This window comes from Planctomyces sp. SH-PL14 (assembly GCF_001610835.1).
Taxonomy (GTDB): Bacteria; Planctomycetota; Planctomycetia; order Planctomycetales; family Planctomycetaceae; genus Planctomyces_A.
On the sequence record NZ_CP011270.1, the window covers coordinates 2,739,763 to 2,763,549 of the forward strand.

Below are 23,787 nucleotides of genomic sequence, written 5' to 3' on the forward strand. Positions count from 1 at the left end.
AGAGGATGGGTGAGACACGCCCGCCCGAGTTCCGACGTCAGGCTGCCGAACGGATGTCCGACGCTCCTCCTGGAAAGCCATTCCCCCGGGATCTGGCCCACGTCGGAAAGGGATCGCGGTTCAAGGGGCATCGACCACCCCCACGAGAAAGCGTTCGATCCCCTCCGCGCGGGAGGCTTCCCGGGCCACGTCCTCCACAAACCCGGACGCCACGTCCCGGTCCGCCTTGATGACCACCAGCCGTTTCCCCTCCGTGATCCCCTCCTGCACGTGAGCCGCCACCTTGTCCAAGGCGACCGGCCCGTTCTCCCGCTTCCCGTTCGAGAGATACAGCTCCGGCCCGGTCTCGGTCCGGAACACGGTCAGATAGACGGCGGTCGTCAGGTCCGGGGCCTGGCCGTGGCGGGCCGACGGCATCGTGATCGACGACGCCATGTCGATCGTCGCCGTCACCATGAAGAAAATCTGGAGCAGGAACGCCACATCGATGAGGGGCGTCAGGTCGAGCTCTTCTTCGAAGTGGAGTCGGTTGTGCATGGGGGAGTCGTCAGTTTTCAGTGGGGAAACGACGCGGATCATCGTGCCGTTCACCCCTTCTCCGACTGTTCCAGGCCGTTGAGGAACTCCGTGAGCTGGCCGTGGACCTCGTCGCTGAGCCGGCCGATCCGGACCATGACCCAGCCCCCCAGCAGCGTCATCGGGATCGCGATCACCAGGCCCCACATCGTCGCCATCAGGGCGAGGCCGATGTCGCGAGCCAGGGCCCCGGGATCTCCCTTCTGCGTCGCCGAGATCTTGCTGAACGAGCCGATAATCCCGGTCACGGTCCCCAGCAGCCCGACAAGGGGGGCCGTCTTGGCCACGACCGCCATCCCGAGATGGAGATAGGTCAGCTCCGCCAGGACCTCCCGCTCGAACCGCTGCGTCAGCAGTTTGCCCAGCTTGCCGATCGACAACGCCCGGTGCGCCATCCCGACCAGGATCAGCTGCGCCGTCGCCTTGCTCCAATAGCGCGGCGAGTCACACACCTCGACCACGCCGTCATAGTCCCGCTGCTGCAGCCGGGACTGGATCTCCTCCATGAACTCGTCCCCGGCCCGGCCGTTGCGGAACTGCTTCTGGCGAATCTTGCGAACGACCAGGATCGCCAGAAACGCCCCCAGGAGCCCGAGCATCCCCTGCGTTCCGAAGATCACCGGCTCGGCAAAGTGCAGCACCCGATCGAGCATCGACCGTCCCCCTCGTTCCGCTCCTCCCGGAGGGAGGAAGTTGTTGCTGTTGATCCGTCCCCGTCCCCACCGCCCCTGCCCCGTTCTATCGCAGGAATGTCTGCCGGGCGACGACGAACGTGTAGTCCTTCGCGGTCCGGATCACGTTGAAATAGGTCCGCCGCACTTCCCGCAGTTTCCGGCTCGTCGCCCGGGCTTCGAGCGTTGCCAGCAGGTTCTCGGTCTTCGGCGAATAAAAGTGAAAGATCGTTCCGCGGTCCATGATCCCGGCCTTCCTCAGGAGCGCCTCGTCCGCCCCCTTCCGCTCCCCCCCCTGCCACCGGAAGTAGAGCCGCTTCTCGTCCTTCCCCGACTGGACCTTGCGGGTGACCGGCTGCGGGGAGGAGAGCTTCGAGACGTAGGTCAGGGTTCCATCGGCGGAGAGCACCCCCAGCTCGATCTCGAAGAAATCGAGCTGCCGGGCGTACTCCTCTACGGAGACGCCGTCGGAAAATTTCACGAACCATCGCAGCTCGCGGGGAACGCCCCCCGTGGTTCCGCCGCCCAGTCCCAGCGGCCGCCCCCCCGTCCCGCGGGCGCTCCCGGGGACGCCGGTCGATTCAATGTCATTCGTTTCGACCGGCTCATCGGAAACCGCCATCCCCATCTGGGAGGCCCGGCCGGAGGCAGTCATGACGTTCGCAATCGTCGAAGCGACCGCCGGCGTGTCGTCCGCCGTCGCCGCCTCCACGAGCGAGGCGTTGAACCGCTCCGGCTCCGGAGACTCGACGCGGAGCGTCTCGTCCGGCGAGCCATCCTCATACCCGCCGTCGACGTCCACGATCTCCAGCGGCACCAGCTGTTCAGGCGGCGGAGGGGGGCGGGTCGTGAGCCACCAGCCAATCGCCATCACGGCGGCCAGCGTCACGGCGGCAATCATCGCCATCAGGAGCGAACTCACCCGGTCGTAAGCGGTCACCCGCAAAACAGGACCCGCGTTCCGCGGCAACCGTGGGGGGGCCGCGGCGGGCGAAGGGTTCGGCGACGGGTTGGTCCGGAGCGCCATGCCGTGGGAAGTGTGCTGGCGGACGAAAAAAGCGGCGGAGACCTCCGCCAGAAGGATTTGCGTAACTGCATGCTATGGCGACAGTTCAGGCCGGTCAACGATCGCCAATCCGGCAAACCGGCAGAAACGACGCCCCCGGCCCGTTCGCCGCGGCTTCATATTGACCCTGAATTTTGGCCGGCCTATCGTTTCGGGGTGGCGCCGGGAGCCAGGATGTTCCCCGCCGCTGCGGTCGTTGGATCGACTGCTTACCGTTGCGAATGGAGTCGGATACATGACACCCGCTGTGCTCCCCTTCTCTGAGGCTCAACGTTCCGATGCTCCTGTTCCGCTGATCGATCTGGTGGAACAGTACGAGTCGATCAAAGGGGAAATTCACGAGGCGGTCGACCGCGTCTTCTCGCGGCAGTCGTTCGTCCTGGGTGAAGAGGTCTCGCGGTTCGAGACCAACGTCGCCAAGCACTGCGACGCCCGCCACGCCATCGGCTGCGGCTCCGGGACCGACGCTCTCGTCCTCTCGCTGATGGCCCTCGACATCGGCCCCGGCGACGAAGTCATCACCACCCCGTTCACGTTCTTCGCCACGGCGAGCTGCATCGTCCGCGTCGGCGCAACTCCGGTCTTCGTCGACATCGATCCGGAAACCTTCAACCTCGATCCCGCCGCGGTCGAAGCGGCCGTCACGCCGCGGACCAAGGCGATCATGCCGGTCCACCTCTTCGGCCAGTGTGCGGACATGACCCCCCTCTGGCGAACCAGCGTCCGTCACGGCCTGGCGATCATTGAAGACGCCTGCCAGTCGATCGGCGCCTCGTACAACCAGCGCCGCTGCGGCGTCCTCGGCACGGTCGCCTGCTTCAGCTTCTTCCCGACGAAGAACCTGGGCGGCGCCGGCGACGGCGGGATGATCGCCACGGACGACGCCGACCTCGCGGCCCGCCTCAAGCGGCTCCGCGTCCACGGCGACGCCGGCCGTTACGAGCACGTCGAAGTGGGTCTGTGCAGCCGGCTCGACGCCCTGCAGGCCGCGGTCCTCGACGTCAAACTTAAGTACCTGGACCAGTGGGCCGAAGCCCGGCAGACGAACGCGGCCCGCTACCACGCCGGTCTCCGCCAGCTCGGCGCGACCTCGGCGATGGATCTGCCGCTGACCCGTCCGCAGTGCGGCCACGTCTTCAACCAGTACTGCATCCGGGTGCATGACGGCCAGCGGGACGCCGTGATGCAGCACCTCAAGGAAAAGCAGGTCGGCTCGGCGATCTACTATCCGAAGCCGCTGCACGTGCAGAAGTGCTTCGCGAACCTCGGCTACAAGATGGGTGACTTCCCGCAGTCGGAGAAGGCGTCAGCCGAGATCATGGCCCTGCCGATCTACGCAGAACTGGGCGAAGCCCGCCAGCACCGGGTGATCGAGTCTCTCGCCTCGGCGGTGGGTGCCGGCGAGCGGAACCGCACGCTCAGCTTCCCGAAGACCGAACGCCGCGCGGCGTAGTTTTTCGATGGTCTGCGACGCAGTACAAGGACGGTCCCAACCAGGGCCGTCCTTTTTTCGTTGGGCGGCTGACCATTGCAGCCCCAATCACCGGGCCCAGGGGCACCCTGGTGGCGTGCAGGGGCCACCCCCTGCCCGCCGGAGGCCGTCTCGTCTCGATCTCTCTGAAGGAGCGAGTGCCCAAACGCGGACACCGTGTCAGATGCCCCCACATCAACCCGCGACGATTGCGACGCGAGCATGGAGTCCTCAACGCTGGCTCCACAAAGCGGTCGTCCGTTGCCACCACGGTTCCTCACAGGAGTGCCTCCGGCGGCAATGGGGTGAGACCCCCTTGACCCAGCCCTTTGAAGGTGCATCCTCCTTCATGGTAAACCGGTGTCATGTCGAGACATGCACAGGATTTCCAGGGAGGAGGCGACCATGGTTGGTCAATCGGTCCTCGACCGCTTCATTCAGCAGGCTCCGCTTTGTGTTATGGCCCGGGCGACGCTTGAGAAAGTCTTCGCCCCGCAAAGATTGGATGCCCTGTTTCAACGGACGGCTGTCCGACAGTACGAACGGGAGCTTCTGTTCTCGACCGTCGTCGATCTCATGAGCCTGGTCGTCTGTCGCGTCACACCGTCCGTTCATCGGGCCTATCAGCAGAAGAAGGCCCAGATTCCCGTCTCCATCCGGGCTCTCTACGACAAACTGGGGCATATCGAACCGGCCACGTCCCGAGAACTGGTGCGGCAGACCGCCTCTGAGATGGCCGAGCTGATCCGGACGCTGCCGGCGATGGCGGCTCCCCTCCTTCCCGGATACCGGGTCAAGATTCTCGACGGCAACCACCTAGAGGGAACAGAGCATCGGCTCAAGCCGCTGCGAACTCAAGGAGGCGGAGCCTTGCCCGGCCAGTGCGTCGTCCTGCTCGATCCCCAGCTCCGCATGATCCTGGACGTGATTCCTGACCTGGATGCCTACACCCAGGAGTGTCGTCTCTGCCTGCCGCTGTTGGAGGGGATCGAACCCAAGGATGTGGTGATCGACAATCGGAACTTCTGTACGAGCGAACTCCTGTTCGGTCTGGCCCGACACGCCGCGTTCTTCATCACCCGGCAGCATCGGGGCCGGCTGCGATGGGAGGTTACCGGGAAAGCCAAATCGCTCGGCCGGGGCGATTCCGGCCGCCTGACGGAAGAGCCTGTCCGCCTGACGGATCCCACAACCGGTGAGGTCCTGCCGGTCCGCAGAATCACCATCGAGTTGGACGAACCAACCCGGGATCACGACTCCACGCTCCACTTGCTGACGAACCTGCCCGCCAGTGAGGTCACCGCAGCACAGGTCGCTGAGCTGTATCGGGAGCGATGGACGATCGAGACAGCCTTCCAGGAACTGACGACACACCTGAGGTGTGAACTCAACACCCTTGGCTATCCGCCTGCGGCCCTCTTCGGCTTCTGCACGGCGGTTGCGTGCTACAACGTCCTGGCGGTCGTGCAGGCCGCTCTGGCTTCTGCTCATGGCCAGGAGTTCGTTGACGAGCAGTTCTCGCACTGGCGGATGTCGGATGAGCTCAGCCGCACCTACGTCGGGATGATGATCGCGATTCCGGCGGATCAATGGGAACAGTATGGAACTCTTCCCACCGAAGCTCTCAGCCGGCAGCTCCACGTCTGGGCCCAGAGCGTCGATGTCATCCGATATCGCAAATCGATTCGTGGTCCCAAGACACGCACCAAACGTCCAGCCGCGAGGGCTCAGCACTTCTCGACCGACAGGCTTCTCAAGCAGCGGAGATCCAACACGGGATAGCCACCTTCAAAGGGCTGGCCGGAGTGCCTTGAGCGGCGAACGCTCTCGCGGTGAACCGCGCGGGCTCCGCCCAGACCTTATCAGTGTTGACCATCGTGAGCATCTCGGCGAACTCGGTAGTGCCTTCTGGGTCATAGGCGGTGTTCGCCTGATCTCTCAGGCCACCGAACAGAGCCAACAACTCATCCTTCGACCTGGCATTGACGAAGCCCGCCGGAACTTCCGCACTATTCGACCCGATGATGAGGGGCACCTGTGCCTGACGGCCGGCCCCGTAGCCGCTCTCAGCCGTCTCCACCGCGAGCCGGCCGTCGAGAATCGGCCCGGAATATGTGGGTGGACCGCCAGGGCCCGCAGTTTGGCAAGCGCGGCCGCATCGACGCCCTCGATCCCGTGCCTCTTGGCGAAGTTCACGCCAATGGTCTCTGCTGAAACCGGATAGTGGCGATCTGCATTTTCCTTACTGATCGGCCGCCCGGTCAGCACACCGTCCCAGCCACCACCCGACTGGCTGATCGCCCTGTGGAACAGCCCGCGGGACAAGGGTGAACTCAGCAGAGTGTGCACAGAGACCTACCCCTTTCAAGGTCGTTTGCGTTTGCGTTTCTCAAGGAGTCTGGCGGTCGAGAGGTGATCGTTGCGGCGTCCTGTTTTCGCGGGAGGCGGGTGTTTCGGACCTCGCTTCCGCTTGGGATACCGGGACAACTTCACCCTCTTCGCCAGACGAACCAGCTCCTTCGCCAGCCCCTGGGGGCACAACCCCTGGTGCCAGCACCACGCCGAAGCCTCCACAGCGATCTCCAGACCGCAGTGCGTCAGCAGCACGTCATGCATCAGGTGATAGTCGGACAGCGTCGCCTCGATCGTCTCCCAGCCGTGAACCGACTTCAGCGCCCCCTTGACCACCGCATACGTGTTCCAGGCCACCACCGCCACGGCAAACGAGAACAGGGCCGCCCGCGGATAGCCCAGCGTTTCCACCTCGCACCGCAGAACCTCCGTCAGACACTGGAACGCCTCTTCGATCGTCCACCGCAGGCGGTACGCCTCCACCACCTCGCCGGGCGGGACCGTTTCAGCCGGAAGATTCGTCAGGATGTGGACTTCGCTCTCCCCCTGGTTCGTCGGTCCGTCCAGTTCGATCGTCAGCCGCCGGACCGGCAGCGTCTGGCCCTCATAGTTCAGGTCCAGGGTCTGCTCGAACATCATCCCCGTCGCCGTCCGGCCGATCCGCCGCCGCTTCCCCTCCCGCTCCCAGGAGAGCGTCGAGCGATGCTGGCGGATCACAAAGCTGGCCGCGTGTTCCACGATTCCGAACAGGATCCGGCTCGTGCAGAAGTTCCGGTCGGCGACGAGCACCATCCCCTTCCGCAACCGCTCCAGCAGCTCCGGGACGAGCGAGCGTTCCTGGGCATGGCCATCCTCACCGGGAACAAGTTCCGTGATCAGCCCCCGACGAAGGTCCAGCAGGGCCAGCGTCTGTCCGGGGAGGGCCGCTTCGCGGGTCGTCCGCAACTCGGCAAGCCGGTGCTCCGTGCTGGTCAGGTGATTCCCGTCGACACAATAGACGTCGTACGTCTTCAGTCCCCCGGTCAGCACGGGTGGCCGCAGGCCCGGCAGAGCATCGATGGCTCGTGCGGCATCGCGGGCGGTCTCGCGGACCAGGGCGGCCGTGACGGCCGGTTCAAGCCGTCGAAGTTTGTCGTACAGGGCCTGGGGTGAGATGTCGAGTTTGTCCTGAGCCGCCAGATAGGCGGCATGGACAGACGGCTGCGAACGGGTGGCGACAGCCGACATGATCGCCACGAGCTGCGAGAACAGGAGCTGGCGGCTGTACTGCCGCTGGGCGGCCCGCTGGAAGACCTCATCCAGCCGCTCGGGCCGCAGCAGGTTCTCCAGAACGGCCCGCACCATGACCGCGGCGGGACAGCGTTCGACAAAACGCTCCAACACTTCGGCTGGCAACATCCCTGTTGTCCTCTCCAGGAGTCCGTCGCAACCTCCAGACAGAGACAGGGTAAGGACTGACTCGCTCACCTTTAAAGGGGTAGCACAGAGACCCCACCGGCCGACTCGCCGAAGATCGTCACGTTGTTCGGGTCTCCTCCGAACGCGGCGATGTTTTGCCGCACCCACTTGAGCGCCGCAATCTGATCCATATAGCCGTAGTTGCCTTTGGCCTCGTCCGGATGCTCAAGGCTGAGCGCGGGGAAGGCGAAAAAGCCCAGGCGACCCAGGCGGTAGTTGAAGGTGACGAGCATGACGCCCTGCTTGGCGAACGCATCCCCCGACGATCCGGCGCCGCTCCCAAACACGAATGCACCGCCGTGGATCCACACCATGACCGGCAGCTTCGAGTCGGGGCTGGCCGTGGCAGGTCGCCACACATTGATAAACAGGCAGTCCTCCGACGAGTTCGGCGCGATGCCGCCCGCCCCGCCCCGTCCAAATCCCGCCTGGGCGCAATTGGCGCCGAACTGACTTGCGTCTCGCTCTCCGTCCCACGTCACGGCGGGCTGAGGTGGACGCCAGCGATTGGGACCGACAGGCGCGGCCGCATAGGGAATCCCCTTGAAGACCGAGACATCTCCTTCGGTAACACCACGGACGACACCAGATATGGTGCGAGCGGTCGGTGCCGGGCCCGGGGCGGTATTGGCCTTGCCGACGTTGGCCTCTTGCGCCTGTGCTGAGCTCAGGCAGAATATGGCGATGATCGCGGTGAGTCTCATGGGTATCTCGCTCGAAAGTCGGGAGGAGTGTTGCCTGCCTGAAACGAGTTCTCAGGGGAGGCTCGGTGACGCGGAAACCGTCGGGAAGCTCATGGCGTGCTTTGGGATAGAGGACTTCCCAGTTGCGATCGTGTGTTGGAACCAGCCGTCCACTTCCGTCCCCTGCCGAAGCCATCGTTCTGCAAACGCTGGCCTCTCTCCGGTCCTTTGGGAAGGGCACTCCGGACAGGTCGAACGCAGTCTCCCCGTCCCATATGAGGTGCGCCGGCTGTCGTCACAGAGCGCGCAAAAACCAGCATTTGAGAGGAAAGGATGTGAATCGCTGACCAACCCCAATGCAGTCGGAAGGGCATGGACTCACGACCACTTCCATTCGAAGCTGAAGAGCCTATGCGATCCGATGAGGGGAGTACCGAACCGTCGTAACTGTCAGACGCTGCTACACAATCGTTGGCCGTTTTTGCTCCCGAGCGGCAGGGCTCCTCTTTTTGAATATGACGGCGGCGAAGCCGTCCGTGCCGAGCTGCTGAAGCTCTGATTGCTGGTTCGTCTGGTCGTCTCCGTCCGTCGCGTATAGGGCTCGCAACCGGGGTTCCCTGTACGCGACGGACGGAGGCGGCCCAAACGACGCAACGCTCGCCCTCCCAGCCTTTGTGTCACCCCACTCGTGGCAGGAGAGGGGCCAGGGGAGAGGTCGATGCCGCGACTGAAAAGCCTGTGCGGCACGCGACCTGCAATCCGGCTGATCACCGACGGCACCGGACGCTTTTCATCTGCCAAATGTGAAGGGATTACATCAATGGGGAGATCGTCGTCGAAGAAGTTGCAAGGGGGCGCGGCCGCTCCAGCTGCCAAACCGATACAGGAGCGGAAGTCTCGAAAAATCGCCGACGAGTCGATCGAACACTGGGAACTCCGAGTTTGGAAGAGAGGTGTTCCCGAGGTCGTGACTATGCTCGCGAAGGTCTTCGCTTACGCGGCCGAAGACTACTTCGAGTTCTTCCGCCTGCGCGCGAGGGACAGTTCCATCAACTCCGCACGTTCCCGATTCTGGAGTGGGAGTCTCTCTATCTCAATCCGAGCAAGGCAGGCCGCTTTGTCCGCCGGAAGTGTGGTCGGTCGACTCGCTCTCTGCGCATTCTTCAAGTGGGTGTCCGGTGGTTCCTCCATCGCTGGCATCGCCTGAACGTCTTCAACCGAGCCGTGCTTCTGTTTCGGGTGATGGCAGACAGAGCGCGCCATCTCACCAGCCTGGAGGCCTGGTCGCTGCCGATCGCGTTGGGGTTCCAGAAAGGACTGGGCGAGATCGAGGCCGACCGCGGAATGGGAATTGAAGATCTCCGGCGGGCCGAATCGCAGTTCTTTCTGACGATCTGGCTCCCCGCGATGCTACTCCTCGGCAAGTGTCCGGCGAAGCTCTACCAGCTGTCGGCGGCGGGGGACCTGTCGGCCGTTCTGGAACTGATCCGGCTCGACCCGTTCGCTGTCCAGTTGCCAGCCGTTCAAGTCGTCTACGGCAATCTGCTTCGGGAGAATGACGCTGCCAAACTGGAAGCCTTCCGTCTCGCCCAGGGGGAGTCGGTCGACTTGGCGGCGAGTCGGTCCCTCTTCAAATCGCAGTTTGCTGCCAGGTCATCGGACTCTCGAAGATCTGGTGCGGAATTGTCCGAGACGACAGAGCGTGTTTCGATCCGGTCGACCTGTGGAATCTCTTCGATCTCATCGCCAAAGAACGTGGACGAGTGAACGACTCCGAGGACTTGGTGAGTTACGAAGCCTTTCGGAAAGCGGTGGGGCGCTGCGAGATCGGCCTTTCGAGGGAAGGCTGGGACATTTTCCGCTGATTCTTGTCCCGGGCTAAGTGGCTGGAGCAGAGCACGCTCCCGCCACGATGCCTAAACAAAAGAAGAGACCGAGTTCTGGAGCTCCGACACCGGGGGAATGCTTTGGAGTCGCCGCGTCCGGTGAGGAGCGAGGAGCGAGCGAACCGGTCGCGGCGAGCCTGTGGGACGATCCGGCTGGTAGAAGCCCCAGTAACACCTACCCCCAGAGTAGTCAGCTGGCATCGGGGCAGGTGCCTCTGGCTGGTCGTCTTGGCTCGTTCGTTTCCGGGGGACTGGACTGGTTTGAGGGCTCATTCTCAGTCTCCTTCGATCCCATTACCCGAAGTCGGCTCATTCGGGAACTCGATGCGATCAAGGCGCGTTGTCAGGAAACCAGCATCCCGGACGAGTGTGTCCGCTTACTGGGCCGCGTCGATGTCCGTGTCCATCGGCTGGGGATCAATCGAGGAGGAGAGCGGGGAACTCACTACGCCTATCAGATCTCCTACGCCGGGATCACGATCGGCCTGGGCGATTGGAACGCCGAGGAACGTCAGGCCGATAACCTGTTCGTTCGGATGACGGGCGAAACCTGTCTCCTCAAGGGGGCCTGTTTGGTCGAAGCGGGCCACTTCATCACTCGGTTCAAGGCGGTTCATCCGCAGACCGAGCTGGTCGTGGCCGGGGAACTGGTCTTCGGCAAGATCGACGGCGAGCTGATTCCTGTCGACCGGTCACTCATCAGTCCCATTCGGGTCTTCAAGCAGGGCTTCGGATGCTTCGTCTCGGGCTTCAAGCAGATGGGAGTGCCGATCACCCGCCGGGCCGAGTTGGTAAGGCATGTCGTGAAGGCCGTCGACGGTGTGATGGACTCATCCGAGAAGTGGGCCGATTTCTTTGACGAGTATCGCTTGTTGCTGGAGGAGTGCAGCACATGAGCGCCACTCCTTCGCCTTCTCCGTCGGCTGCTGTTCCGATGCCCGCGGGCGCTCCCTCCTGGGTGACTGCGGATCTCATTGCCCACACGCTGCGAGTCTGGCAACGGTACTACGCCGAACCGTTGAAGCCCGAGGACGCCCTGGCGATGATCGTCGGTGTATCGAAACTGAATCGGGTCATCAGTGAAGGGTCTGGAGCATGAAGCGTTTCGTCGCACTGGCACGGGTCAGCAGTCGCGAACAGGAACGGGAAGGGTTTTCGCTCGAAGTCCAGGAAGAGGCGCTCCGTCGGTACGCCCTCCAGCATGGGGGCGAGATTGTCCGGTTCTTCAAGATCGCTGAGACGGCCAGCAAGACGGACGAGCGGAGAGCGTTCAGAGAGCTAGTCCGATACGCGAAGCAGAATGCCCCGGGACTCGACGGGCTCTTGTTCTATAAGGTCGACCGGGCGGCGCGGAACCTGTTCGACTATGTCGAGCTCGAACGCCTGGAGTCGGAGTACAACGTCCCGTTCATCTCGGTCAGCCAGCCGACGGAGAACACGCCGTCTGGCCGGATGATGCGGCGGACGATGGCCAACATGGCCAGCTTCTACACCGAGCAGCAGTCGGTGGATGTCCGCGAAGGTCTCGCGAGAAGAGTGCAAGAGGGCTGGTTCGTCGGCAAAGCTCCGTACGGTTACCGGAACGTGCGGAAGGATGGGCGGAGCGTCGTTGAGGTCGATCCCCATGCGGCCGACAACGTCCGGCGGATGTTCCACCTCTACGCCTACGAGCCGCTAACGCTCGACAAGCTCATCGAGCGACTGACGGCGGAAGGCCGGGTGTATCGCCTCCCCGCAATGCCATTCGCCAAGGGCTCAGTCCACAATATCCTCCGAGATCGGGCTTACATCGGAGAGGTCGAGTTCCGGAGCAGCTGGTATCCGGGCAAGCAGGAGCCAATCGTCGACCGTGGAACCTGGGACCGTGTGCAGGCCATCGTCCGCGGCCGTGTCTATCACAGCCACGAGATGACCTATGCCGGCGAGTTCATGACCTGCGGTCATTGCGGACACCCGATCACGGGCGAACGGAAGACGCGCGAGACGAAGAACGGCACGCGGGAATACGTCTACTACCGTTGCTCCCGCTACACCGCCGAAGGTCACCCCCGCACGCGGGTTCCCGAAGCCGAATTCGATCGCGAGATCCTTGAGCTGTTCGGCCGGATGAAGATTCAGGATCCGGAGGTCGTCGAATGGTTCCGCGCCGTGCTGCGGTCACAGTCGAAGGACGCCCAGGAGGAGAGCCAAGCGCAGAACGCTGAACTCCAGCGCCAGCGAACGCTGCTCATCACTCAGCAGAGCCGTCTCATCGACATGCGGATCGCCGAGTAGATCGATCAGGACACGTTCGCCCGGAAGCAGACCGAACTACGCGACCGACTGGCTTCGATCACACTGCAGCTGGAGATCGTCGACCGGTCGCGGTCGGAGCTGGCCGACTTGGCCGTGAAAGTGTTTGAACTTTCGCAAACGCTGTCGGAGAAGTGGCTTACAGCGGACTATGCCACGAAGCGGCGGATTCTCGAAATCGTCTGTTTGAACTGCCGCCTCGATGGCGTAAGTCTCAGCCCGCAAATGAGAAAGCCCTTCGACGTTCTCGCCGAAGGACTTCTCGTTCCATCAAGTCGGGGTGACGGGATTTGAACCTGCCACCTCCTGGTCCCGAATGAGGCGGGCGACTGGCTGGGAACTCGAAGCTGCGGGGAAATCCAGCAAAAACATTGGTGGACGAATCGCAGACATTCTACCAATCGCAGGCACTATGTCCATGTTTTGTTCCGGATCGCACAGAGTTCCGTGCCATAGCGTGCCACGCCAGTACCGACACCGGCCGCAACAATTCGGCCTGTCGCCCCCGGTGACTCTGGAAGGTGATTCATGACCAACAAACTCACGATGATCGAGAAGCGGTCCGACATTTCGAAGCCGGTCGTCGACCTCACGCGAAACGATACAGCATCATTTCAACGGGCGGCGACGGCCTAAATTACGTTAGCCTTGCTCTGCAAAGCAGTTACCAGCCGCATCCTCGAGTCTGACGATGTCGGCCGGAGCGGTCGGATCTCCGCCGGCTGCGAGATTTGTCGAGCGCTTGACAACTTTGATTTGCGACCCACGAATCTCGTCCAATTGCTCATTCTCGTAGTCCTCATCGGGGACAGCGGTCGGAGGAATCGCTGCGGCACCTCGCGGTGTTTCGCCGATCGAAGAATCCGCAGACGCCGCGGCGGAACGTCGTAAGAAACGGGCCTCCGCTTCTTCCGCACGGCTCATCGATGGCGGCGATGCAGAATTGGGCGAATCCAGGCTGACAGGTTCGTCTCCAGACAGCGAACGAGCTCGACGTCGAATACTGCTTAAGCTTTCAGACTTCGCGTCGGCAGGTAAAAACCTACTTGTGTCGCGTTCCATGGCTCAACCTCCTCTTCGTTTCGTCCGACTGAATTCTAGCAGAAAGTCCAATGTCGCCGACAGGAGATCGGGCTACCAACCGAGTCCGAGCAACGTGTACTCCCTGAGAATTTTCATTTCCACAGCCCTGCTGAACGGATCATCAGGCCCGTGTGGCAGTTGGCTGGCGTACTTTTTCTTTGCCTCAAACAGCGCTCTTGCCGGAAACAGGCCTCGATTGATGTTCGCCCAGAATTCATCGTGCATCGGTTTTCCGAAGAAATCCAGTCCCCACGGAGCCGTCGGCTTGACTGGCGAATAGTGTGTCCCCGTGCATCCGACGAACGCGAGTGCACCTGCTTGGAGAAAGGCAATCGCAATCGAAGACTCCGGTCCTCGAGGTCTTAGGGCGACGCCTGGCCTCAGCTTTGCCGCGGCCGGTGTGACCGTAAGGGCACCCCAGCAGCAACCGGTAAACACGATGGCGCCCGATGCTCGGTCTGGAACACTTTGAAGATCAACTGCCTCAACGAGCCCGCCGGCATCCTCGCCCCAGTAACGTGTGGCATCGTTGTCTGATCCATGCAGCATGAAATAGACATCACCGGTTAGGTTCATTTGCGGGCGAAGTAACTCGGGCGTAAATGGCCCTGACCGCTGTGCGACCAGATCTATATTCCCAGAAATTGGCTTGTAGACCGCATCGGCGAACGCGCGAGCCGAATTTCGAACTCCGAACCTGACTGTCCGTTTCGGGGCGGATGCTTGGATCGCATGGAGCAAGACGTCCGAACGACGGCCATCCGGAATACGTGACACAGGCAACTCGGCAACGGAATCGCCATCAATGTCGCCGTAGAGAGCATCGCTCCAGACAATGAAGCGATCGGAGTCGCGTCCTGTCAGTCCGAGCCCATCCAGGGTTGCCCGCAGTTTCGCATCGAGGACGTCCAATCTGGCAGACTGCACGACATCGTAGCCTCCAACTAGGACGACTCCGTCGTAGGTTCGCTCGGATAACTCTGCACGGACGAGCTTGATTGCCTGGTCGACCGTATCTGCCGATGCCGGCAATTCAAGGAGTGTCTTGCCGGCATCTTTGATTGCCTTCAACGCCGCAGTCGCCTCATTAAGGCCAATGTTTCGATTGAGCTGGTCGCGTCGCGTCACGAACAGCAGCGATTCGTTAATCGTTCGTCCGCCGCCAAGTCGGACGGAAGTTGATGGCATCGGAGAAACCCTCGTCTCAGCGCCAAGCTTACGATCCGTTGGCAGCGAACGTGGATTGACCGGAACTACTTCGGGTTCAAGAGTTTTTTTTTGACCGGGATTGACCTGTATCGTCACTGTGACCGTCGTGTCGACATGAGGAACGCGGGCAATCACCTCGACAACGCCACTTGTCCCACTCGGTGATTCAACGTTGATCGACGAGGCCGGAGTAATCTCTGTCGGCGGTGTTTCGACCTCCGAAGATTCATCGCGTCTTGGCGTCGTCGCGGGGTTTTTGCGGAAATTGTTCAGCTCGCCACGCTCCGGAATAAACGTGGGTTTTCCGCGAACTTTCTTGACCGTGATCAACCCATTCCGGTCGGTTCGTGCGAAGCTCAAAGAATCTGACCTGTCCTTGAGGAGCTTCAGTACGCCTGCATCTGGGTGTGACGGATCTTTCACTCCCCCAGTGTGTCCGAACAAATGGACGTCACCCCATTCGTTGAGAACGCTCTCGTCGAGCCCGTTGTAGCTCGCATGGTGGGGGAGCTTGACGAAGTCGAAGGCGCCCTCAGCAACTATATCAGCAATTATGACGTCGCGTAACTTCCTCATCTCGGGATCAAGATCAGTCACTTCCGGCTCTGCAAACTGCATGTCTCCAGGGAGAAGGGCTCGCCAGCCGTCCGCCTGGAGGCGGATCACAATACTCTGATCATTTTTTGCAGCACCGACACCAGGTCGATCTTCCACCGCTGCATCTGGGGACAATACTTGCCCCTTGCGTGCAAGATCCGCGACGGCTTGTCGATACATCGTCACCAGTGATGCTGAGTCATCAGCAATCGCAGGCCCGGACTGAAGTGAATCACTTGCATCGGTGACAGAGTCGGAAATGGTCATTGCGCAGAGCGCGAGATGCTTGGGCGTTGGCCCCAACACCTTGAATCCAAAACCGGCAAGACTCCGCTCAATTGCCGCCACACTCGCGGCGGGGTTTGTGCCGTAACGCACTATTTTCGTGTCGTTCTCCTGAAGCGCCGTCAGCATGTCCTTGTATTTCGATTCGAGCGTTGCAGCGTCCTCGATGAACTGCGCAAGCGCGGCGTCATCTAGATCGTCTGCAGGCTCCTCCTGAAGCGCGACTGCGAGCTTTCTAACGGCTGGCGATGTGATCGAATCGACCGGACTCACGTCTGATGCGTCGCGCCCGAAACCCAGTCTCTCGTCCGCAACGAGGGCGGCGTCGCATGTAATCACTCCGTCTGACACTAAGCGCGGCATGCAGCCAATGTGATCGGAGTGTGCGTGAGTCACTACAATCAGGTCGAAGTGGAACGGTGGCGCGTGGTCGAACACTTTCTTCAGCTGGGCGCTGATCCGGTCCAAATCTCCTTCGTGCCCAGCGTCAATGAAAATGTTCTGGCCGTCGTGGGTGGCCACGATGCAGTCGCCATACTTCGTCAGGCCTACATCAAGCAGATGGATTTCCATGCTCGCCCCTAGGTTGGTTGGCCGTACAGCAGTCTTCGCAAGAAACTTCGGTCGTCAACTAGCCCACTGACAACTCATCTTCAAAGAGTAGTGCTGCCTTTGTCAACCATTCGTGGAGGGCGCCAGACGATTCTTAACCGACGCAGCGAAGCGATCAGACCTCTCAGCGTTGCGTTCAGACCTCGCGGAAGCCCACACTGTCTGGCTGTGCGAGTTGATGGGTTTTCTCTTGTGGACGGCTTCTCGAGGGCGATCAGTCGTGGCTCATCTCACGTTCGTTCACGGAATCAAGAACAAACCCCCCGCAGACGAACTGCTCGAGGCTTGGCGCGATACGCTGTCGGCAAATGGGGGCATCAACTCTTCGTCGTTTCCGATCTCGATGTCGATGGTCTACTGGGCTGATGTCCTCTACGCGGAACCGGAGTTGGCGGCTGAAGACTCGCTGGGCGATGAACCAGTTGACGACTCAGTCATCAATCACGATTTGGCGAAAGCAGCTACTGACCCGAAGGCGGCCAGGTTTCTCGCAGGGCTTGCAGGCAAACTTACGGTTGCAACCCTGAAATCTGCGGCCGAAGAAGATCTCGTCTCCGAGGACCGTGTGCCAATACCGTGGTTCCTCAAAGGGCCGCTGATGTCGGCGCTACTTCGAGACGTACATCACTACTTGTTCAATACTCGGTACAGACCTCGAGCGGGAATCGAGTACAGGGTCCAAGATGAGATACGGAAACGTTTCGTCCAGAGTCTGAAAACGACCACCTCACGGTCTAGGCCGCACATTGTTGTGTCGCACAGCATGGGGACCGTCATTGCGTACGACTGCCTGAAGCGGGTCGCAGATTGCCCAACAATCGATGCGCTCGTGACGATCGGCAGTCCGCTCGGGCTCGACGAGATCCAAGATCAAATGCAACCCGAGTGGACCCGCAATGATGGTTTCCCGTCGGGGAGGGTCACGAGTTGGGTGAATGTCTTTGACAAACTTGATCCGGTCGCTGGTTTCGACCCACTTTTACGAAACGACTATCTGAAGAATGGCAAGCCGGAGGTTCTGGACATTGAGGAACCAAATTGGGGTGCCTGGCGACATGACATTTCGAAGTATCTTTCCGGTCCCAGACTCAGATCTGCCCTGCGCTCGTTACTGGGCATGACGTCTGCGCCCGACGCACCCCAGGATTCCGCACTCGGCGACAGAACGCCTTGCGCGAGCGGGTCCTTCGATCATGTGCGAACTTGGCTAGGAACGGTCAATGACGCGATGGTATCTGACGAGGCGTCAATTGCTGGGAGGCCGATTGAGAGTGTGGAGTTCTCAGCAGCAATCGGCGACGCAATAAGCCACCTCCAATCGGAGGCCTTCGAGGCCGGCACGTCACTCATGACCGCCTGCCGAGACCGACTGGCATCTTTGCTTCAGTCACACGTGTCTCGACTTCCGGTCGCATCCTCGGCAACAGTTCAGGACATGGCATTCGACAAGGATGACACGAAGCGTGCGCTGAAGGATATCTTCGACCAGGCCAAGAAGCAGAAAAAACATTCACCAGCCCGCCCTCGTTCGATGGTCCCGGAGCGCCTGCCCAACAATGCTCGAATCTTTTTGGTCAGTGACTTTGGCACGGGACTGTACGGGGCCCCCGTCATCAACAAGACGGTCCTGGCTGGCGAACCGTTTGACCTCCTCCTGCACTTGGGTGACATTTACTACTCAGGAACCGAAGAGGAAGTAGGCGAGCGTTTCTTGCGGCACTGGCCGATGGCCGCTGGGCACGTTAGCCGAACATTGAACGGAAACCACGATATGTATTCGGGGGGCTATGGTTACTTCGACGTAGCGCTCCCCGCATTTCGGCAGGAGTCGAGTTACTTCGCTCTTCAGAACGACAACTGGCTCCTCATCGGACTCGACACTGCATACAAGGACAACTCGATCGGGCGCAAACAACGGCATTGGATCGATCGAATCGTCGACGAAGCTGGAGATCGGCGACTGATACTCTTTTCGCATCATCCCTTGTTTTCCAACTTCAAGGAGGCAGGTGAAAAGCTCGCCAAGGGTCTGGAGCATCTGCTCGTCAGCCGCCGCATCGATGCTTGGTACTGGGGGCATGAGCACCATTGCGTGATCTACGATCGCCATCCCATCTTCGGGCTCCGGGGGCGATGCCTCGGAAACGGAGGCATGCCAAGCAAAAGAAGTAAACTGAATTCTTTCGCTGTAGAACGTTCGCTTGGGAATATTCAGTGGCGCCGTGGTCCCAACGTCGTTACGCCTCGCTCTCTATACCTCGATGGGCCCAACCATTTTATCCCTGAGAACCCAAGCGAATACGGCCCGCATGGCTACATGACGCTCTCGCTTCGCAGCAACCGTGTAACCGAGCAGGTTCATCTCGCGGGCGGCGAGGTGGTCTTCGAAGGAACATATTGACGCCTTCGCACAAGGCTTTGCTTGTCCGCTCCTCCGCCTTCGGAAGATCGTAAGTGCGTCAGAAAAGAGGGGTCAGGCCATGCAGTGAATTCTCCAGTAGGTGGACCATACAGCTGCAGCGCTTCGAAGGAGCGCACCCAGTTGACATAACGACGTTGCCCCGCGCTCCCGTCAGCCCATCCCCGAACACTTCAACCGCTGGCAAACCAACGTCTTACAAACCGACTCGATCACCCCTGTGTCAAGCGGCCAGCCCCGCGCGGCATACGCCTGGTAGCCTATCCGATGAAGATTGGCCCCTAGCCCGGCAGCGGACGGTGCGATTCCAGAGACCTCCGCGGACAGGTCCAGTTGTCCCTCCAAGGCCGCACGATCGAGAATTTTGCACGAATTACACCGCTTGGTCCCGAATAAGGCGGGCGACTGGTTGGGAACGCGAAGCTGCGGGGGAATCCAGCAAAAACATTGATGGACGAATCGCCGATATTCTACCAATCGCAGGCCTCAGGTCCATATGTGGCACGGATCGCACAGAGTTCCGTGCCATAGCGTGCCATCCTCTGATCGCCGTGAAACTGCGAAACCGGTTTCGCACAGCATCGACTACGCCTGCCGACGAAACAGAATCAACTCCTGCCTCCCTAACGCCTTCCGCGAACCGGCTCGTAGTAGGCCTCGTTGTTCACAGGATCGTTGTGTGGGGCCAGAACGTATTCGTTTCCGGCATGATTTTGCGAGATCCCTTCGCATCGGATCTTCAGCGCCTCGAACAGAGCATTTGCGGCGGCTGCGACATTCCCGTTCGCATCCAAGGGAATGCGTCCATAAAGTTCAAAGCGGTCCGAGAATGATTGCTTGGGCAAGAGAGGCGTTCTTCGCCCTGACACGCTCCCCGATCCAACGAGTGTTTCTCCCTCTCCTGTAACCACCCGCCAATGAGAATCGATGGAGCTGAAGTGGATTCCCCCGTGGGTAGCAGCCTGCACCGATCGGTTCTGACCTTCGATCGCCACCGTATAATGGATTCGCACAGCATCCGCCTCCTGAACACAGTGTCCGCTAGAGTAGCGAATGCGATCCACCTCTACGATTGCATGGGTCATTCGCTTGGAGAGCAGGTCCACATAGAAGTGGGGTGCAGGAGCCGATGAATGCCCCACCCTGTAGTAGTACTTCTGATCGCTGTTCGACTGGTGCGGAGCGTGCGGGCTGTCGTCATACTCAATGACGAAGATCCTGCCATCCGCATGATTCGCGAATGGCACGCCATAGACTCGATAAGCTCGATTCGTGTAGCTGACGCTGGCTCGAATTAGATCGGACAACCAATCCTCTGTCGGAGTGTCACCGACCCGACCTAGACAGGCTTCAAGTTCTCGGTCATCGCTGATACCGAAAATTAGGGTTCCGCCCCCGAATTGCCGAATGCGGACGTCTTTGTCGCGACTTCCGTCCGTATTCTCTCTCTCATGTCAGGTCGGAAATACGCCGCACCTTTGAACTCCCATTGATCGTTCTCGCTGCGAGAAACTAACTCCAAAACTTGCTCAGCAGTCGCGGTGGAATGATCCAGAAGTGCCACCTTCTCAATTGCCAGCCAGATCTTGCATTTTTTTGCGTGTGTCGTCGCCCGGCGATTAGACCCGTGCGAAGAATCTTAGGCGCAACTCAACAAATCAGATCTCGGATAATTCCAAGCTCATCGAGCTTCGATGTCTCGGTGGCCGTGACACGGGCCACTTCCGAGGGCCGACATCCGGTTCCAAGCAACGCCGTCAGGAAGTCGCGGAAGGCGGCATCTTTGACGCCGCCGAGAATCTGGCCGCGTTCTTCCGGCGTCGGAATGCGTTCTCGCCGGCTCGATCTCGGTGCAACGAGTGTTTTGAGCGGATGGACCGTGATCAGACCCTGCTGCATCGACCAAGAATAAGCCCGCTTCACGGCAATGATGGCGTGACGCTTCGCACCCTTCCAGTTCTTCCTCCCGTCGAGCCAGCGACTGACGTGAAACGGCTTGATTGCGTTTGCTGCGAACCTTCCGAATTGCCGACAGAAGGCGTTCAGGAAGAGCTTGTCGTTCTCGTAGACTTCGCGAGTGTGGTTCGCTTCCGAGAAGTCGAGAAACAGATCGCACAGCGTGGCGATCGGGATGGAATCCGTCGCCGCCGAGGCGACTCCGCCACCGGCCATCAGCTTGTGAAAGGCGGCCTTGGCTTCAGCTTTGTTGGCCTTGCCGCGTGCCAGCAGCACTTGCTTGCCGCCATGTTGGACGTACCAGGAATCTCGGTCCGAGCGATACCAGGGGCGAGCAGAACGCATGGAAAACTCCTCTCAGCTGGTTGAGCTGAAGGCTGGAGTTCTCATGTGCTTTCGTCCCTCCTGATTCGAGATGGAGGGAGTTCCGTGCCAGATAGCGTGCCACGATGCTCGGGGCAGATGATGAAAATGAAGAAGCCCCTCGACGTAACTCGTCGAAGGGCTTCTCGTTCCATCAAGTCGGGGTGACCGGCGATGGACATTTCGTAACGACTTTACGCCGACGGGGCTCATGCGAACAGCGGTTGCAAAATCGCTGGCTTTCACCGCTGCCGACTTCTGGCAGATGGCGAATGATCGCGAGTCCAGTGCGTAGATTCCTCTCGGCAGGCCATCCGGCCACCGTGAGATGACGACAGTGTCCGAAACCACCGATTTCGCCCCCCGGTCCCTCAGTTCGCAGCATATTGGTGCCTCCTATGCACGGTTCAGCTCCGAGCATCAGAAGGACACCAGCATTGATGATCAGCAGCGAGTCTGTCGCGATCGCGCCGAAAGAGATGGCGTTCTGATCGACCCGCGGTTCGAGTTCTCGGACCGCGCCGTGTCCGGAACGGTCCTCGTGCGGGAGGGTCTTGACGCGTTGCGCGCTGCAGCTAGGGACCGTAAGTTCTCGGTGCTGTACGTGTACAGTACCAGCCGGCTCGGTCGCGAATCGACCTTCACGTTCGAGTTGCTGAAGGAGCTTGTTCTTGATTGCAAGGTGCGGCTGGTTTCTGCCTCCGAGGGCATCGACTCGTCTCACGAGTGCTGGTACGACATGAGCGTCTTCACGGGGCTGCAGCACGAACGTTACGTGAAGGACTTGAGCAACCACGTTCGGCGGGGCCAGGAAGGGACCGTGCTTCAGGGCTTCAGTATCGGCGACCTTTGCTACGGTTACGAGTCCATCCCGGCGCCGAACGGCGAAACGGTCGGACGGGGACGGGACGCGAAGCCGCGTAAGGTCTACTCCGTTGTCCGTGAGCTGGCAAACTGGGTTCTTCAGATGTTTCGTTGGTACGGCGACGAGCATCGGACGCTGGGCTGGATCGTGGACGAGCTGAATCGCTTGAAGGCCCCGAAGTACTACCGGTGCAGCAAGGAGTCGTGGAATCGGGACATGGTGGTTCGGATCCTCCGGAACGAGAAGTACGTCGGGCGTTGGCCGTGGCGGCTTTCGAAGCGGGTTCGGAGCTGGAAGACCGGCAAGGTCCGGCAGGTCGCGGTCCCCGAAAATGAGCGTTCGCAGTTCACTCGGGAGCTGCCGGAACTGCAGATCGTCGACACTGAGCTGTTTGACCGGGTTCGTGATCGGCTGAACAAGAACAGTGAGACTTTCCGGAAGCACCGTAAGAGCGACGGACGCCTCTCCGGATCACCTCCGCGCGGTCAGAAGCGGCACCTGCTCGACGGCCTTTTCGTCTGCAAGGCATGCCGGAGTCGCTTTGCAGTTCTCGACCACGAGAAGAGGTTCTACATCTGTGCAGGCCGCCACCGCAATCAGTGCGGGTGCAAAGCCCGGGTTCCGCGGGAGCTGGCCGAGTCGATGATCGTCGACGTTGTGACGAACCGTTTGCTCAAGAACGCGACGTGGCAGGCTGCCGCTCACAGTCACACGACGGCTATCTGGCAGTCGTTGACGACGGATAAGCCTGACGCGCTCTCGGCTCTGAGGAGTAAGCAGGTCGATTTGGAGGGTGTTCTCGAACACCTTATGCAGTCGATCGAGAAGGCGCCGAACCCGCCGGCGAAGATTCTGGAACGCATCGAACAGCGAACTCGAGAGCTTGAAGAGGTCAAGGCAGAGATCGTTCGCGAATCTCGGGTCCCCGGCCTTCCTGCCAAGGCCCCCACTTCTGAGGAGATCGAAGAGCATCTTCGGAATCTCTTCTCTCTCCTTCGGAGCGGGACGCCTGCGGCTATTGAGTCCTTTCAGAAGTTGATCGACGGGCCCGTGGTACTTGAGGAGGTTCCCATCCCGAATCGGAAGCGGAAGTTCCTGAAGGGGACCGTTCGTCTCCGCTCCCTCTTGGTGACGCAGTCCGTCCTGCGACGAGACGTCTCGTCGACTGAAGATCACGATACGACGGAGACCATTGAGTTGGCGTTCCGACGCGAAGACGACACGTCGGAGCACGCTCGCCGGGCCCACGCTCTGTGGCACGAAGGAAAGCGGTGCATCGAGATCGCTGAAGAGCTCGGAGTTACGCCGAATCACGTCACAACCCTTTTCAAGTATGCGGCGAAGAACCTGAATCTGCCTTACCCCAGTACCACTGTGCGTAAGCGTCTTGAGGACTCCCTGTACACTCGGATCGAATCCACTGTCATGGATCGTTGGAATGCAGGTGCTCTGATCGGCCAGATCGCCGACGAGCTTGGTGTGAATCGGGCGACAGTGAAGATCGTCGTCGACCGTTGGTACGAGAAGCAGGGGACCGCGATGCCGGACGGGCGCACGCGGCGGAAGTCGCTGACCGTCAAGCAGCGTGAGATCCTCCTTCTCGCGACTCCGAGTCCTTCCGAACACGATACGCCGACGGGCACGTCACCGGGAGGCGGCGAAGCGCCCCCCGTCGAAGGACCGATCGATGGGCCGGCCGGCGCGGCGGCGTAACGGCTCATGGCAGTTTTTTGAAACTGTGAACCTCGCGAGAGGGGGAGTGGTTCGACCACTCCCCCTCTTTTTCTTTGGCAGCCAGCCCCAACTCCGACCACTTACACACCTCCAACGGAAAGGAGCTCAACACATCCCCAGCTACACATTGGCTGCAATCCTCAATCTCAGAAGGAGATCTCATGACGCATGTCGACCACATACCTATCCCGCGGGCTGATCATGCATTG

Annotated in this window: 18 protein-coding genes; 9 read left to right on the forward strand and 9 right to left on the reverse strand. The window is 60.7% G+C overall.

All coding sequences use genetic code 11. The features are described 5' to 3' along the window. Positions 1-120: 120 nt before the first annotated feature. The 3 genes from VT03_RS10745 to VT03_RS10755 all read right to left on the reverse strand — a co-directional run bounded on the left by VT03_RS10745 (position 121) and on the right by VT03_RS10755 (position 2,187). The gene (locus VT03_RS10745) at positions 121-537 is read right to left on the reverse strand and encodes an ExbD/TolR family protein (RefSeq protein WP_082846767.1); all 417 of its coding nucleotides are present in this window, start codon (positions 535-537) and stop codon (positions 121-123) included. 50 nt (positions 538-587) lie between these two features. Next, complete coding sequence (locus VT03_RS10750; protein WP_075092981.1) at positions 588-1,229, reverse strand: MotA/TolQ/ExbB proton channel family protein; 642 nt, start codon at positions 1,227-1,229, stop codon at positions 588-590. Between the two features lie 85 nt (positions 1,230-1,314). Further along, positions 1,315-2,187: a hypothetical protein gene (locus tag VT03_RS10755; protein WP_231870640.1), complete on the reverse strand. Its 873-nt coding sequence runs from the start codon at positions 2,185-2,187 to the stop codon at positions 1,315-1,317. A gap of 361 nt (positions 2,188-2,548) precedes the next feature. On the opposite strand from VT03_RS10755, the gene VT03_RS10760 reads away from it, so the two are divergent. Both VT03_RS10760 and VT03_RS10765 read left to right on the forward strand, forming a co-directional pair. Beyond that, the gene (locus VT03_RS10760; protein WP_075092983.1) at positions 2,549-3,766 is read left to right on the forward strand and encodes a DegT/DnrJ/EryC1/StrS family aminotransferase; all 1,218 of its coding nucleotides are present in this window, start codon (positions 2,549-2,551) and stop codon (positions 3,764-3,766) included. Positions 3,767-4,189: 423 nt separating this feature from the next. Then, entirely contained in the window at positions 4,190-5,566 is a 1,377-nt protein-coding gene (locus tag VT03_RS10765) for a transposase (protein ID WP_075092984.1), read from the forward strand. A 582-nt stretch (positions 5,567-6,148) separates the two neighbouring features. Here the strand turns inward: VT03_RS10765 and VT03_RS10775 are convergent. Further along, entirely contained in the window at positions 6,149-7,534 is a 1,386-nt protein-coding gene (locus VT03_RS10775; protein WP_075092986.1) for an IS4 family transposase, read from the reverse strand. Between the two features lie 71 nt (positions 7,535-7,605). After that, positions 7,606-8,298, reverse strand: coding sequence for a carboxylesterase family protein (locus VT03_RS10780; protein ID WP_082846117.1), 693 nt, complete (start codon positions 8,296-8,298; stop codon positions 7,606-7,608). A gap of 697 nt (positions 8,299-8,995) precedes the next feature. On the opposite strand from VT03_RS10780, the gene VT03_RS10785 reads away from it, so the two are divergent. From VT03_RS10785 to VT03_RS10800, 5 genes are all read left to right on the forward strand, one after another. Further along, positions 8,996-9,484: a hypothetical protein gene (locus VT03_RS10785; RefSeq protein WP_156514403.1), complete on the forward strand. Its 489-nt coding sequence runs from the start codon at positions 8,996-8,998 to the stop codon at positions 9,482-9,484. Between the two features lie 35 nt (positions 9,485-9,519). Continuing rightward, the gene (locus tag VT03_RS10790; protein ID WP_156514404.1) at positions 9,520-10,044 is read left to right on the forward strand and encodes a hypothetical protein; all 525 of its coding nucleotides are present in this window, start codon (positions 9,520-9,522) and stop codon (positions 10,042-10,044) included. 328 nt (positions 10,045-10,372) lie between these two features. Beyond that, positions 10,373-11,059: a hypothetical protein gene (locus VT03_RS10795; protein ID WP_075092989.1), complete on the forward strand. Its 687-nt coding sequence runs from the start codon at positions 10,373-10,375 to the stop codon at positions 11,057-11,059. After that, positions 11,056-11,262, forward strand: coding sequence for a hypothetical protein (locus tag VT03_RS33385; RefSeq protein WP_156514405.1), 207 nt, complete (start codon positions 11,056-11,058; stop codon positions 11,260-11,262). Before VT03_RS10795 ends, VT03_RS33385 begins: the two co-directional genes overlap by 4 nt. Next, positions 11,259-12,437 (forward strand): recombinase family protein, encoded by a 1,179-nt coding sequence (locus tag VT03_RS10800; RefSeq protein WP_197489291.1) that lies wholly within the window; start codon positions 11,259-11,261, stop codon positions 12,435-12,437. Before VT03_RS33385 ends, VT03_RS10800 begins: the two co-directional genes overlap by 4 nt. A 660-nt stretch (positions 12,438-13,097) precedes the next feature. On the opposite strand, the gene VT03_RS33390 is transcribed toward VT03_RS10800, so the two are convergent. Beyond that, the gene (locus tag VT03_RS33390; protein ID WP_156514406.1) at positions 13,098-13,517 is read right to left on the reverse strand and encodes a hypothetical protein; all 420 of its coding nucleotides are present in this window, start codon (positions 13,515-13,517) and stop codon (positions 13,098-13,100) included. Positions 13,518-13,589: 72 nt separating this feature from the next. Then, complete coding sequence (locus tag VT03_RS10805; protein ID WP_075092990.1) at positions 13,590-16,202, reverse strand: MBL fold metallo-hydrolase; 2,613 nt, start codon at positions 16,200-16,202, stop codon at positions 13,590-13,592. A 259-nt stretch (positions 16,203-16,461) separates the two neighbouring features. Between VT03_RS10805 and VT03_RS10810 the strand changes: the two genes are divergently transcribed. Next, entirely contained in the window at positions 16,462-18,642 is a 2,181-nt protein-coding gene (locus tag VT03_RS10810) for a metallophosphoesterase (RefSeq protein WP_075092991.1), read from the forward strand. Positions 18,643-19,283: 641 nt separating this feature from the next. Here VT03_RS10810 and VT03_RS33395 read toward each other — a convergent pair. Continuing rightward, positions 19,284-20,069 carry a helix-turn-helix domain-containing protein gene (locus VT03_RS33395; protein WP_156514408.1) on the reverse strand — a complete coding sequence of 262 codons (786 nt, stop codon included), beginning with the start codon at positions 20,067-20,069 and terminating at the stop codon, positions 19,284-19,286. A 241-nt stretch (positions 20,070-20,310) separates the two neighbouring features. Next, positions 20,311-20,961 carry a hypothetical protein gene (locus tag VT03_RS10820; RefSeq protein WP_156514409.1) on the reverse strand — a complete coding sequence of 217 codons (651 nt, stop codon included), beginning with the start codon at positions 20,959-20,961 and terminating at the stop codon, positions 20,311-20,313. 346 nt (positions 20,962-21,307) lie between these two features. On the opposite strand from VT03_RS10820, the gene VT03_RS10825 reads away from it, so the two are divergent. Then, complete coding sequence (locus VT03_RS10825; protein WP_082846119.1) at positions 21,308-23,557, forward strand: recombinase family protein; 2,250 nt, start codon at positions 21,308-21,310, stop codon at positions 23,555-23,557. Positions 23,558-23,787: the final 230 nt, after the last annotated feature.